Genomic DNA, 12,933 nt, shown 5'->3' with positions numbered 1-12,933 from the left:
CCCCCGGATCACGCACTCAGGGTGGCCGGCGTGGCGGGCGCGGCGGCCCGGGCCACCGCGTCGGCCAGCGGCGCGATGTCGGCCTCGGCGAGCGGGCTGACCGTGATCCGGATTCCCGGCCCGCTGGCCAACCGGAACAGTGCGCCGGGGGCCACCACGTAGCCGGCGTCGCGGAGCACCGCGACCGCCCGGGTCTCGTCGGGCACCGGCAACCAGACGTTGATCCCGGTACGGCCCTGTCCGGCCAGCCCGCGCTCGGCGAGTGCGCCGCGCAGCGCGGCGACCCGCTCGGCGTAGCTCACCCGGGCCAGTGCGATCCGCTCGGTGACCGCCGGATCCCGCCACAGCGCGAGGGTGAGCCGTTGCAGCAGGGTGGAGACCCAGCCGGAGCAAACCCGCAGCCGGCCGGCTACCCGGGCCACGGTCACCTCGTCCCCCGCGAGCACGGCCAGCCGCAGATCCGGCCCGTACGGCTTGCTGGCCGAGCGGACGAAGGCCCAGTTCCGGGTGGCGCCGGCCAGGCTGTGCAGCGGCTCGACTGAGAGCTCGGCGGCGTGGTCGTCCTCGACCAGCAGGACGTCGGGGCGGTCGGCCAGCACCGCCCGCAGCGCCACCGCCCGGTCGGCGGTCACCACCGCCCCGGTCGGGTTCTGTGCCCGGCTGGTCACCAGCACCGCCCGGGCGCCGGCGGCCAGCGCGGCGCGCAGCCCGGCCGGGGTGGGCCCGGCGTCGTCGACCGGCATCGGCACCGCGCGCAGCCCGAGCGTGGCGACCAGGTCGATGGTGTTGGCCCAGCCGGGATCCTCGATCGCGACCGCGTCGCCCGGGCTCAGGTTGCTGACCAGTAGCCGTTCGATGCCGTCCGACGCGCCGCCGGTCACCGTCACCGCCTCGGCCGGCACCCCGTCGGCGGTCAGCCGCTCCCGGGCCGCCTCGACGAGTTCCGGGAGGACGCCGCCGCCCCGGTAGTTGACCGAGGCACCGGCGGTCTCGGCCAGCGCGGCCAGGTGCGGGCCGATTGGCGGGAGCAGCCCGGGGTCGGGCTCGCCGACCGAGAGGTCGAGCGCACCGGGCGGCGCGGGCAGCCGCAGTGCGGCCCGGCGGCCGGTGACCGGTGGCTTCGGGCGGACCCGGGTGCCGTTGCGGCCGGCGGTCTCCACCACCCCGCGTTGCCGCAGTCCCTGGTACGCCTTGGCGACCGTCGCCGGGCTGACCCCGAGCCGCTGCGCCAGGGCCCGGACGGCGGGCAGCGCGGCACCGGCCGGCAACTCCCCGGTCCGGACGCCCGCCTCCACACTGGCCGATATCTCGGCTGCCGTCGTACCGGCGACCTGATAATGTGCTGTCACAGTTTGAAGATTGTACTATCACAAAAGGGCGGACGCGAGATGGCCGAGCAGACCCCGACGCAGACGCATCCGGACGGCGCACCGGAGACCTACCCGCAGACCCGACGGAGCACCGCCACCCGCGACCGGTCGAAGATGACCTACCAGCGCTCCGCCGCGCACGACCTGCTCGACGAGGCGTACCACTGCCACCTCGGGTTCACCGTGGACGGTGAGCCCCGGATCCTGCCCACCCTGCACGTCCGGATCGGCGAGACGCTCTACCTGCACGGCTCGACCGGCAGCCGGCCGCTGCTGGCCGCCCGGTCCGGCGCCGGGCTGCCGGTCTGCGTCGCGGTGACCCAGTTGGACGGGCTGGTCTACGCCCGGTCCCAGTTCCACCACAGCGCCAACTACCGCTCGCTGGTCGCGCACGGCACCGCGCATCTGGTCGCCGACGAGACGGAGCGGCGGAGGGTGCTGGCCGCGCTGGTCGAGAAGGTCGGCCAGGGCCGCAGCGCCGACAGCCGGCCGCCGAGTCGCCGGGAGCTGGCCGAGACCGCCCTGCTGGCCCTGCCGTTGCGCGAGGTCTCGGTCCGCACCCGCACCGGAGGCGTACGCGAGGAGCCCGCCGACCACGGCCTGCCGCACTGGGCCGGAGTGCTGCCGCTGCGTACCGTCGCCGGGCGGCCCGAGCCGGACGCCGGGGTGACCGCCCCGCTGCCGGCGTACCTGCGGGCCGACCGCTCCCCCTGGCACACCCCGGCGCCGATGGCCGGCGCGCACGTCCGGCTCGCCCCGCTGGCCGAGTCGCACGTCGACGCCCTGTACGCGGCGACCCGCGACCCGGAGGTCTGGCCCCATCTGAGCGCCGTGCAGCCGCAGGACCCGGCCGGGATGGCCGAGATCGTCCGCACCGCGCTCGACGCGCACTGGCGGGGCGAGCGGGTGCCGTGGGCGCAGCTCGACGCCGTCACCGGCGCGGTGGTCGGCACCACCTCCTACTACGAGATCGATCCCAGGCACCGGTCGGTGGCGATCGGACACACCTGGCTGGGCCGGCGCTGGTGGCGTACCGGGGTGAACACCGAGGCGAAGCTGCTGCTGTTGACGAGGGCCTTCGAGGAGTTGGGCGCGGAGCGGGTGGTCTGGCACACCGACATCCGCAACGAGCGGTCGCAGCGCGCCATCGAGCGGCTCGGCGCCACCCGGGAGGCGGTGCTCCGGCGGCACCGGCGGCGGCCGGACGGCTCGTGGCGGGACACCGTGCAGTACGCGATGCTCGCCGACGAGTGGCCGAAAGCACAGGTCAGGCTCCGGGAATTGCTTCGCCCGGGGGTCCCGGTGGGGCGATGATGACCGGCGTGCTGGGGATCACCGACATCTGGACGTACGTGCTCGGCACGGTGGCCATCATCCTGCTGCCCGGGCCGAACTCGCTCTACGTGCTCACCACCGCCGCGAAGACCGGGGTACGCGCCGGCTACCGGGCCGCCGCCGGGGTCTTCCTCGGCGACGCGGTGCTGATGGCGCTCTCCGCCGCCGGGGTGGCCTCGGTACTCAAGGCGTACCCGCCGATCTTCATGGTGATCAAGTACGCCGGCGCGGCCTACCTCGGCTATGTCGGGCTGATGATGCTGCGCGGGGCGTGGCGGCGCTGGCGTACCCGGAACGACCCGGCGGTGGCGCCGCTGGTCGACACCCGGCCGGCGGCGGCCGACCGGCCGTTCCGGCGGGCGGCGGTGATCAGCCTGCTGAACCCGAAGGCGATCCTCTTCTTCATCTCCTTCTTCATCCAGTTCGTCGACCCGGCCTATCCCTACCCGGCGCTGTCGTTCCTGCTGCTCGGCGCGATCGCCCAGGTCACCAGCGCGCTCTACCTGACCGTGCTGATCTTCACCGGCGCCTTCCTGGCCGCGCAGTTCCGCCGCCGCCAGCGGCTGGCCGCCGGGGTGAGCACCGGAATCGGCGCGCTCTTCCTCGGCTTCGGCATCAAGCTCGCCACCGCCAGCACCGGCTGACCGCCCCGGATCCACCGGAGCCAGCCGAAACCCTCACGTTCCGCCACCGCCGCCACCGCCCGCGCCACCGCCGATCCCGCCCTCACCGCCGCCGATCGGGCGTAGCCCGCGGTCCGGATCGTGGCCGGCGGCCGGTGCGGCACCACTGGGCTCCCGGCCCGGCGGCTCGCTGTCCCGGGTGTCGGTGCCGGACGGGCCGGGGTGCGACTGGTCGGGGTCGGTCGGGCGGGGCGGCGGCGACGGACGGCGTTCCGTGCGGACCTGGTAGCCGGCGGCGGTGGCCGAGTGCCGCTGTACGGCGTACCGGAGCCAACTGTCCACCACGGTGATCCAGTCGAGTTCCGCCGCGCCCCGGTGGTCCACGCGGAACCGGCTGAAGCTGACGTGTCCGGCACCGGCCAGCGCGACCCGGCGGTCCAGCGCGAAGAGCACCTCCACCCGGTACGGGTCGGTGAAGAACGAGACCTCCAGTTCGCTGAACGGGCCGCCGTACAGCGGTGCCGCCCAGTACGCGATCTTCTGGTGGAACGGCAACCTCTGGTCGATCCCCGGCAGCCGCTCGGCGAGCAGTCCGACCTGCCGCAGCTCGAAGCCCAGCTCGCTCAGGGCGGCGAGCACGCCGGCCTGGGCGGGGAGCGGGTGCACGTACACCGGGCGCAGGTCGCCCCGGTCGAGCAGCGCGCTGACCGCGACCTCGGCCCGCAGCCCCATCCGCAGGTTGAGCAGGCAGTGCCCGTTGACCACCGTCACCGGCGTCTCCCACGGCACCGGCACGCCGAAGTCGAGGACCCGGCGCTCCTCCGGAGCCAGCACGAACGCCCCGGCGGCGGCCACCCGGTGGAACTCCACCGGCTGGTACTCCAGCTCGCCGCCGGCCGGCTCGACCCGGGTGACCAGCCCGAGGGTCACCCGGTCGACCGTCACCGGCGACCGGCCGGCGGTGAGGGTGACCCGGCCGGGCAGCGACAGCCCGGGCCGGGTACTCGGATTGGTCAGCACGGTCCGCACGGTCAGACCCGCACCCGGCAGGAGTCCCCCGAAGCCCACCGTCGCCCCTCCCGTCCGCGCCCGGCCGGGCCCCAGCCGGCCGCTCCGCCGCACCGCCCCCACCCCGGAGCGAGCCGCCGGGGCGGGAACGGCGGACGCTCAGCGCAGCCGGCGGCCCCGTGGGATCGGGTCGGTCTCGTCGTCGAATTCCCCGATGACCTCTTCCAGCAGGTCCTCCAGGGCGACGAAGCCGATCGGCCGGCTGACACCCGCACCGTTGCTGACCAGCGCCAACTGCACCTGTTCGGCCCGCATCGCGGCCACCGCCTCGGTGACCGTCGCGGTCGCGTCCAGGGTGAACGGCACGGTCATCAGCTCCCGGGCCGTCGCCGGTCGTCCGGCGGTGGTGGCCCGGACCGCCTCCCGGACGTGCACCAGCCCGGCCACCTCACCCGGCGCCTCGAAGACGGCCAGCCGGGACCGGCCGCTGGACCGGCACACCTCCTCGATCCGCTCCGCGGAGTCGTCGGGGCGTACCGAGACGATCGTCTCGACCGGCTCCATCACCTGGGCGACGGTGGTGCCCTGGAGTTCGAGCATGCTGGTCAGCATCTCGTGCTGGTCGGCGGCGAGCAGGCCGTGCTCGCGCGACTGCTGGAGCAGCATGCGCAGCTCCTCCGGCCCGTGCGCCACCGCCAACTGCTCCTCCGGGCGTACCCGGGCCAGCCGCAGTGTCACGTTGGCGAGCCCGTTCAGTGCGGAGAGCACCGGCCGGGCCACCCGGGCGAACGCCCGGAACGGCAGCGCGAGCAGCAGGGCGGAGCGCTCCGGGTCGGTGATCGCCCACGACTTCGGGGCCATCTCGCCGACCACCAGGTGCAGGAAGGTGACCAGGGCGAGCGCGAAGACCAGCGCGATCGCGTGGCTCGCCGTGTCGGGCAGGCCGACCGCGTGCAGCAGCGGGCTGAACAGGTGCTCGATCGCCGGTTCGGCGAGGGCACCCAGCCCCAGCGTGCAGACGGTGATGCCGAGCTGGGCACCGGCCAGCATCAGGGTCAGCTCGCGTACCCCGTCCAGCGCGGCCCGGGCGGCCCGGCCACCGGAGGCGGCGGCCTGCTCCAGCCGGTAGCGCTTCGAGGCCAGCAGGGCGAACTCGGCGGCCACGAAGAAGCCGTTCAGCGCGAGCAGCAACAGGGAGATCAGCAACGCCCACGTCGTACTCACGGGGTGCGCTCCGTCCCGCCCTGCGGCACCAGCACCCGGAGCCGGACCGAGTCGGCGACGTGCCGGTCCACCGCCAGCACCTCGACGTGGGCCCGGGGCAGCGTCGCCTCCTGGTCCGGCTCGCCGTCGGCGGAGAGCTTGATCTCCAGCCGGTCACCGACCTCGGGTATCCGGCCCAGCTCCCGCATCACCAGCCCGGAGAGGGTGTCGTATTCGGGTGCCTCGGGCAGGGTGATCCCGGTGCTGTCGGCGACCTCGTCGATCCGCCAGCGGGCCGGCACCACCCAGGATCCGTCGGCCTGCCGGACCGGGGCCCGCTCGGGCGGGTCGTCCTCGTCCCGGATCGGGCCGACCAGCTCCTCGGCGATGTCCTCCAGCGTGATCACTCCGGCGAAGCCGCCGTACTCGTCCACCACGCAGGCGAGCTGGCGGTGCCCGGCCCGGAGCCGGTCCAGCACCGTCGGCAGCGGCAGCGTCGCCGGAACCAGCAACGGGGGTACGGCGACCGCCTCGACCGGGGTGGTCGCGCGGCGCGCCGGCGGCACCCCGAGTACGTCGGCGATGCCGACCACCCCGACGACGTCGTCCACCCCCTCGGCGCCGCGGACCGGGAAGCGCGAGTGCCCGGTGTCGAGCAGCTCGACCAGCCGGCTGAGCGGCTCGTCGGCCCGTACGGTGTGCACGTCGACCCGGGGCACCATCGCCTCGGCGGCGGTGAGCTGCCGGAAGTCGAGTCCCCGGTCGAGCAGAGTGGACATCTCGGCGTCGAGGTGCCCCTCCTCGCGCGACTCGGCGATGATCTGTTCCAGGTCCTCCGGCGTCGCCCCGCTGGGCAACTCCTCGACCGGTTCGATGCCGATCCGGCGCAGCAGCCGGGTGGCGGCGGCGTCGAAGAGCCGGATCAGCGGCCCGGCGACGGCCAGGTAGATCAGCGTGGAGCGGCTCAGGGCCCGGGCCAGCGCCTCCGCCCGGACGATGGCGAGGTTCTTCGGAGCGAGTTCGCCGAAGACCATCTGCACGACGGTGGCGATCACCAGGGCCAGCACGACCGCGACCGGCGTGCTGACCGCGGCCGAGACGCCCGCCACGCCGAGCAGGTCGGCCAGGCCGTCGCCGAGGTACGGCTCGGCGACGTAACCGACGAGCAGAGCGGTGACGGTGATCCCGAGTTGGGCTCCGGAGAGCATGAAGGAGAGCCGTCCGGTCACCGTGAGGGCGCGTTGCGCCGCGACGTCGCCGTCCTCGGCGAGCTGGCGCAGTTTGCCCCGGTCTACGGCGACGTAACCGAATTCCTGGGCGACGAAATATCCCGTCGCCACGGTAAGCAGGATGATCAGGACGAGACCGAGCGCGATCAACACGGGGTGCTCAGCGCTCCCCGTCGTCGCGGCTGGTGTGGGAGATGCCGGGTCCGACCCGGCTGGCTACAGCTGCCCTCCTGGACAGTTGAGTCGATCACCAGACCATCCTACCGAGCCCCGGAGGCCACTGCCCGGACAACCACCACCGGCCCCGACCAGCCGTTTTTCCGACCGCCCACCGGGTAGAGACGCGTGTCCCGATCCACCCCGCCCGGTCTGGTACCTCACCGCTACCTCACCGTGCGGTTGCCGGCCGGGCAGCCGGGAAGGGAGGCCGCATTGGGACGGGAGTGGCGCAACTGGTCGGGGAGCCTCCGGTTCACCCCACGGGAGTACGCCACGCCGGAGAACGAGGACGCCGTCCGGGCACTCGTCGAACGGGCCCGGCAGACCTCGACCACGCTCCGGCCGGTCGGCTCCGGCCACTCGTCCAGTCCGCTGGTCCGGACCGACGACGTACTCGTCAGCCTGGCCGGACTGCCCCGGACCATGTGCCGGCACGACGATCCGCAGCTGGCCACGGTCGGTGCCGGGGTGCCACTCGGTGAACTGGGCGAGGCGCTCTACGAGGCCGGGCTCGCCATGGACAACCTCGGTGACGTCGACGTGCAGTCCATCGCCGGTGCCACCGCCACCGGTACGCACGGCACCGGCCTGGGTTTCGGCAACCTCTCCACCCAGGTGGCCGGAGTCCGGCTGGTGACCGGCACCGGTGAGGTGCTGGAGATCTCCGGGCAGCAGAACAGCGACCTCCTGCCGGCGGCGCGACTCTCCCTCGGCGTGCTCGGCGTGGTGACCACGCTGACGCTGCGGCTCAGCCCCACCTACCACCTGCGGCGGCGCAGTTGGTGCTCGTCGATCGCCTGGACCCTCGACCACCTGCACCAGTTGCAGCGGCAGAACCGCAACATGGACTTCTACTGGTACCCGCGTACCGACACCACCCAGATCCGCACCCTGAACCGGCGCGGCGAGGAACCGGAGCTCACCCCGGCCGGCGAGCCCCGGACCTGCGAGTCCGGCCCGAGCCACCGCACCATCCCCCGGCACCGGGAGCTGCGGTTCGAGGAGATCGAGTACGCCATTCCGTCGGAGGCCTTCCACGCCTGCTTCACCGAGATCCGGCGCCGGATCCTGGACCGGCACCGCGTCGGGGTGGCCTGGCGGGTCCTGGTACGCACCTGCGCCCCGGACGACATCTGGCTCAGCCCGGCGTATGGCCGGGCCACCACGACGATCGCCTGCCTGCAGAACAACTCCCTGCCCCATCGGGAGTACTTCGCCGACGTCGAGGCGGTGTTCCGGCAGCACGACGGGCGCCCGCACTGGGGCAAGAAGCACTCGCTGACCGCCCGGGAGCTGCGCGGCGTCTATCCACAGTGGGACAGGTTCCAGGATCTCCGCCGCCGGCTCGACCCGGACGAGGTGTTCCTGACCCCCGACCTCGCCCGGCTGCTGAGGGACGGCTGATGGCCGGGCTCGGCGGGCGGGTCTGGGTGGTCCCCGGCGGCCGGATCCCCTTTCCCAGCAACGGTGAGGAACCGGAGTTCACCAGCTTCGACCAGTTGTCCGTGCTGAACACCGGTGACGAGCCGGCCGAGCTGGAGATCACCGTCTACTACGAGGACCGGGAACCGGTCGGCCCGTACCCGGTCAGGGTGGACGCCCGCCGGATCCGGCACATCCGCCTCAACGACCTGGTCGACCCCGAGGCGATCGTGCTGAGCCGGCGGTTCGGCTGCGTCGTCCGCTCGCCGGTCCCGGTCGTGGTGCAGTTCCTGCGCCAGGACAGCCGGCTGCCCGGCACCGTCGGGCTGACCGGCACGATGGCCTTCCCCGCCGACTCCTGACCACCTGGCTGCCGGAACCCGTTACCGCCAGCGGCCGGGTGGACAAGATCCGCATGCCGTGGGATGGCCGTCGACAGCGCCGAAGGCTCCCACCGCCACCAGGACGGGTTGCCCGATCCGACCACGACCGCCCCCGCCATGCTCACCGTCAGTCCAGCACCTCCACGGCGTCACCGACGCTGACCGTACGACTTTCGTGGGCAGGCCCGCCCGGTTCGGCCCGCACCGTCATCTGGAGACCGAAGAGGAGCTTCTTGCCGATGTTCCGCCGTGCGGCGAGCATCCATAGCGGCTCCCGCCCCCGCTGTCCGGTCTCCTGGTCGATCGTCGCGATCAGACAGCGGCCACACTCGGCGGCGCCGTGAAACATGGCCCCGCCGATCCTGATCCGCCGGCCGACCCACTCGTCCTCGGCCCACGGCGCGGCACCGCTGATCACCAGGTTGGGGCGGAACTGGATCATCGGCAGCGGCCCCTCGGTGCTGCCCGACTCCAGCAGCCATTCGTTGAACGCGTCCAGCGACGCGGTGTTGGCCAGCAGCAGCGGAGTGCCGTCGGCGAAGCTCAGCTCGGCGCTGGAGCCGGCCGGGACCGTCCAGGGAACGAGGTTGCCGGTGGGATCGCCGAGCCAGACCAGCCGGGCGGGGCGCCCCAACAGCCGGTTGAGCCAGTCGTCCGCCTCGGGGCCGGCGGCGCGTACGGGTGCGGGCGGCCGCCCCCGGTACACCCGGACCTGGATCGCCTCGCCGTCGGTCGGTTCGGCCAGATCGAGCGGGTCCAGCCCCGGCGCGTCCAGGGTCAGCCCACCCGGCCGGGACACCGCCCGCATCGTCACCAGTTCCCGGTGCTGGCGCTGGGTCAGGCCGAGCCCGTGTTCGTCCACGATCAGCCAGCGCCGGTCGCCGTCCAGGCCCCACGGCTCGACCCGCGCCGTGTCGCGGTCCATCCGGCGGCACCCCTTCACCGGGTACGTGTGCATCGAGACGACTCGCATCCGGTCAGGATGACACGACGCGGCGTCACGGCGGTACCCTCGCTCCGGCGGCCGCCCGGCACCAGGCGACCCCGATGCCGTCACCGGGGAACCAGCGCCGGGCCGGAGTCTGACTCAGGGCCACTCAGTCGAGACAGAACTCATTGCCCTCGATGTCCTGCATGACGAGGCACGACTCGTTGTCGCCATCGGCAGGCAGTAGTCGCACGCGTACCGCACCGTGTGCGCGGATCGGGCTCCCACCAACAGCAACCTGCTACCGATCATCGACGTCAGACAGCAAAGAATAATCCACAGAATTTCGGTGTCGCGCTATGCCGTGGTCAGTTGTTCGGCGAGCTTCCACACCCGGCCGCCGAGGTCGTGGTCGTTGAGCAGCGGCGATCCAGGCGCGGGTCGGTTGCGCACGAAGTAGGTGCCGTCGATGTCGTCGGTGGTCTGTACCAGATGGATCAGGCGGTGTGCGGCCGTCGCCGGTGAGTCGAGCACGGGAGTGGCGGCGACCTTGAGAACGGTGCCGAGTGGGCCGAGGTAGCGGCCGAAGTCCGAGGCGATGATGCCGGGGTGGAAGTCGGCGACGGTGAGGTGCGGGTACCGGCGGCCGAGCTCTCGGAGCAGGATGCCGGCGACGAGCTTGGCTCGGGCGTAGGTCCGGTGGGGGCCGAGGCCGCCGGTGCTGGTGGCGATCTGGTCGAGCTGTGCGGTGGGCAGCGTCGCGCTGGTGTGGGAGCGGGAGGATGTGGCGATGACCCGGGCACCGTCCAGTGCCGGGTTGAGCAGCCGGGTCAGAAGCCAGGGGCCGATGGCGTTGGCCTGGAGGATGGGTTCGATGCTGTCGACGGTGAGCCGCCGGGTGGCGGGGATGCCGCCGGCATTCGCGGCAAGCACGTCGATGTGGGGGTGGTCGCTGAGCAGCCTACGGGCGAGGAGGTGGACGCTGTCGAGCCGGGTGAAGTCGACGGTGTGGCCGGTGACGCCGAGCTCGGCGGCCAGCGCGGCGGTCCGATCCGGCGAGCGGCCGACGGGCACGACGCGGGCGCCGAGTCGGTGCAGTTCGCGGGCGGCTGCGGCGCCGAGTCCGGAACTGGCCCCGGTGATCACGACGATCTTGCCGTTCATGGCCGGTCCCCGTTGAGTACGACGCGACGGCATACGAAGGTGTCCCGCTCGGCCGCGCCGACCAGGAACCGGGCGAGGTCATCTCGGGCGATGGCCAGTGGACGCGGGGTGCGGACCTGGGTCGACGCCCGCCACCGCGTGGTGTCCTCGCGGTCGGTCAGCGCGCCGAAGTAGACGATCGTCCACGACAGACCGGAGGCGGTGAGGATCTGCTCAGCGGCGTCGAAGTCGCGGTAGTCGCGGCGGATCAGGGTGGCGGCGACGGTGCGGACCAGTGGTGAAGCGGCGGTCCGGCTCTGCCCGGTGCCCCAGGCCAGCGGTACCATAATGCGGGGCACGCCCGCGGCGTGCATGGCGGCGACCAGGTTGGTCATGGCCGCCGCGAGGATCGCCGGGCCGCGCCTTCCGGTGAGCCACAAGGGGTTGCCCAGCGCGGACAGGACCGCGTCGTGGCCGGCGACCACGTCGCGAACCCGGTCCGCCTGGTCGGCGACCGCGCCGATCTCCACGGTGAGGGCGGGGTGCTCGGGCAGGCCACCGCGGTTACGTACGAAGGCGGTGACCTCGTGCCCCTCGACAAGTGCCCGGGTCACGACGCATCGGCCGAGGCGCCCGTTCGCGCCGACAACGAGACCGCGCACCCCTCAGCCCTGCCGTGTGTGGGCGAGTTGCCGCAGGACGAGCAGGCCGCCGATGCCGGGGACCACGGCCGCCACGCGGGTGCGAGTGGCCCGGCTCTGGCGGACGGTGAGGATGATGACGAACAGGTAGGCGCACCCGTGGATCGGTCCGACCAAAGAGGACACCTGTGGCGAGTGCACGGTGACCAGGTTGGTCAGCAGGATGGCCAGGGTCGTGAGCTCCGCGCCGGCCGCGATCCGCAGCGCCTGCAACCGGTTCACGCCTCACACTCCGGTGGTGGAGCCGGGGCGGACGATCATCAGCACGGTGACCACGGCCCACAGCACATTGAACATGCCGGTGTACATGGCCAGCCGCGCCGGCCCGCGCTCATCGACCCCTGAGCTCGCCGGCGCCTGGGTGAGGATGCGCGCCTGGCGTGGAAGGACAAGCAGCACGAGCACGCCCGCGGCGGCTATCGTCAACACGATCGAGGTGATCAGCCATGCGTCGCCGAGCACGCCGAGGCTGCTGGCGGTGGCGAGCCCGAATACCGGCACCACGATCCCGACCGCCGCGTAGACCCGGCAGATCCGATGCAGGGAGCGCAGCACGGCCAGATCCCGGTCCGTGCCGGATTCGGCCAGGGCGCGGCGCGCCGCGGCTGGGAACATGCTGGCGGCGACCGTCACCGGCCCGATCGCGATGATGGCGGCAAGCACATGGACCGAGAGCAGGAACTTTGTCATCGGCCCTGCCTCAGCCAGTGACCATGGGCGCGGGTCCGGTGTTGCGCCAGACGGTGCCGCGACGTTCGTGGCCGAACAACCGCTCAGCGGCGCGGGCAACGCGTGGGCCAAGTTCCCGCTCCAGCAGATACAGGCCCAGGTCAAGCCCGGAGGTCACGCTGGATGCCGTGACCAGATCCCCGTCGTCGACCACCCGGGCGTCGACCACGGCGGCGCCGGTGGCGGCCAGGGCGTCCAGTCCAAGGTGGTTGGTGGTCGCGGGACGGCCGCTGATCAGGCCGGCCATCGCCAACACCATCGATCCCCCACACACCGTGGCCACGGTCAGGCCGGGACGGTCGAGGGCCTGCTTGAGCAGGCCGGGCAGCGGCGTATCGAGGGTGCGGGCGAGGATGACGGGGATGCTGTCCTCCCGCACGTCGTCCTCGCCTTCGGGCAGGCTCCCGGCCGCGCCAGGAACGACGACCAGGTCCGCGCGCTTTGGCTCGAACCGGGCGGTCGCCTCCAACGACAGCAGGCCCATCCCACTGGGTACCTGACGCGGTCCTTCGGCCGAGACGAGCTCCACCTCCAACATCCCGCCCGTGATCGCACCACCCGCTGCCAGGACCTCGTACGGTGCGATGACGTCTAGCGGATCGAACCCGTCGAACAACACGAACTGCGCGAGCAAACCGAT

At 72.8% G+C, this 12,933-nt stretch carries 14 protein-coding genes and 1 pseudogene; 4 read left to right on the top strand and 11 right to left on the bottom strand.

What is annotated here, in order from left to right:
* Nucleotides 1-8: 8 nt before the first annotated feature.
* A complete protein-coding gene (locus tag ACSMXO_RS09605; protein WP_455417432.1) occupies nt 9-1,349 on the bottom strand; it encodes an aminotransferase class I/II-fold pyridoxal phosphate-dependent enzyme in 1,341 nt (446 codons plus the stop codon).
* Nucleotides 1,350-1,388: 39 nt separating this feature from the next.
* Here ACSMXO_RS09605 and ACSMXO_RS09600 point away from each other — a divergent pair, with 39 nt between their 5' ends.
* Both ACSMXO_RS09600 and leuE read left to right on the top strand, forming a co-directional pair.
* Nucleotides 1,389-2,684 carry a bifunctional pyridoxamine 5'-phosphate oxidase family protein/GNAT family N-acetyltransferase gene (locus ACSMXO_RS09600; protein WP_455417431.1) on the top strand — a complete coding sequence of 432 codons (1,296 nt, stop codon included), beginning with the start codon at nt 1,389-1,391 and terminating at the stop codon, nt 2,682-2,684.
* Nucleotides 2,681-3,349, top strand: coding sequence for a leucine efflux protein LeuE (leuE, locus tag ACSMXO_RS09595; RefSeq protein WP_455417430.1), 669 nt, complete (start codon nt 2,681-2,683; stop codon nt 3,347-3,349). The genes ACSMXO_RS09600 and leuE overlap by 4 nt, the downstream gene beginning before the upstream one ends.
* A gap of 33 nt (nt 3,350-3,382) precedes the next feature.
* Here leuE and ACSMXO_RS09590 read toward each other — a convergent pair whose 3' ends face one another.
* The 3 genes from ACSMXO_RS09590 to ACSMXO_RS09580 form a co-directional block, all read right to left on the bottom strand.
* A complete protein-coding gene (locus ACSMXO_RS09590) occupies nt 3,383-4,396 on the bottom strand; it encodes a sporulation protein (RefSeq protein ID WP_455417429.1) in 1,014 nt (337 codons plus the stop codon).
* 99 nt (nt 4,397-4,495) lie between these two features.
* Nucleotides 4,496-5,560, bottom strand: a complete 1,065-nt coding sequence (locus ACSMXO_RS09585; RefSeq protein ID WP_455417428.1) for a hemolysin family protein — start codon at nt 5,558-5,560, stop codon at nt 4,496-4,498.
* A complete protein-coding gene (locus ACSMXO_RS09580) occupies nt 5,557-6,921 on the bottom strand; it encodes a hemolysin family protein (RefSeq protein ID WP_346256043.1) in 1,365 nt (454 codons plus the stop codon). Before ACSMXO_RS09580 ends, ACSMXO_RS09585 begins: the two co-directional genes overlap by 4 nt.
* 279 nt (nt 6,922-7,200) lie before the next feature.
* On the opposite strand from ACSMXO_RS09580, the gene ACSMXO_RS09575 reads away from it, so the two are divergent.
* The gene (locus tag ACSMXO_RS09575) at nt 7,201-8,391 is read left to right on the top strand and encodes a D-arabinono-1,4-lactone oxidase (RefSeq protein ID WP_346256042.1); all 1,191 of its coding nucleotides are present in this window, start codon (nt 7,201-7,203) and stop codon (nt 8,389-8,391) included.
* Entirely contained in the window at nt 8,391-8,771 is a 381-nt protein-coding gene (locus ACSMXO_RS09570; RefSeq protein ID WP_455417427.1) for a sensory rhodopsin transducer, read from the top strand. The genes ACSMXO_RS09575 and ACSMXO_RS09570 overlap by 1 nt, the downstream gene beginning before the upstream one ends.
* Nucleotides 8,772-8,919: 148 nt before the next feature.
* Here the strand turns inward: ACSMXO_RS09570 and ACSMXO_RS09565 are convergent, their stop codons facing one another.
* The 7 genes and pseudogenes from ACSMXO_RS09565 to ACSMXO_RS09535 form a co-directional block, all read right to left on the bottom strand.
* On the bottom strand, nt 8,920-9,765 hold the full coding sequence (locus ACSMXO_RS09565) for an MOSC domain-containing protein (RefSeq protein WP_455417426.1): 846 nt from the start codon (nt 9,763-9,765) through the stop codon (nt 8,920-8,922).
* 124 nt (nt 9,766-9,889) lie between these two features.
* Nucleotides 9,890-9,991, bottom strand: a pseudogene (locus ACSMXO_RS09560) (VOC family protein); the annotation flags it as partial.
* Nucleotides 9,992-10,077: 86 nt separating this feature from the next.
* Entirely contained in the window at nt 10,078-10,884 is an 807-nt protein-coding gene (locus tag ACSMXO_RS09555) for an SDR family NAD(P)-dependent oxidoreductase (protein WP_455417425.1), read from the bottom strand.
* Nucleotides 10,881-11,525 carry an NAD(P)-dependent oxidoreductase gene (locus tag ACSMXO_RS09550; protein WP_455417424.1) on the bottom strand — a complete coding sequence of 215 codons (645 nt, stop codon included), beginning with the start codon at nt 11,523-11,525 and terminating at the stop codon, nt 10,881-10,883. Before ACSMXO_RS09550 ends, ACSMXO_RS09555 begins: the two co-directional genes overlap by 4 nt.
* A 3-nt stretch (nt 11,526-11,528) precedes the next feature.
* Nucleotides 11,529-11,786: a DUF3817 domain-containing protein gene (locus ACSMXO_RS09545; protein WP_455417423.1), complete on the bottom strand. Its 258-nt coding sequence runs from the start codon at nt 11,784-11,786 to the stop codon at nt 11,529-11,531.
* Nucleotides 11,787-11,789: 3 nt separating this feature from the next.
* On the bottom strand, nt 11,790-12,254 hold the full coding sequence (locus ACSMXO_RS09540; protein WP_455417422.1) for a DUF2269 family protein: 465 nt from the start codon (nt 12,252-12,254) through the stop codon (nt 11,790-11,792).
* A gap of 10 nt (nt 12,255-12,264) precedes the next feature.
* Nucleotides 12,265-12,927 carry a DJ-1/PfpI family protein gene (locus tag ACSMXO_RS09535; protein ID WP_455417421.1) on the bottom strand — a complete coding sequence of 221 codons (663 nt, stop codon included), beginning with the start codon at nt 12,925-12,927 and terminating at the stop codon, nt 12,265-12,267.
* Nucleotides 12,928-12,933: the final 6 nt, after the last annotated feature.

The organism is Plantactinospora sp. DSM 117369, assembly GCF_053764795.1.
This window is presented reverse-complemented; position numbering and strand designations above follow the sequence as displayed.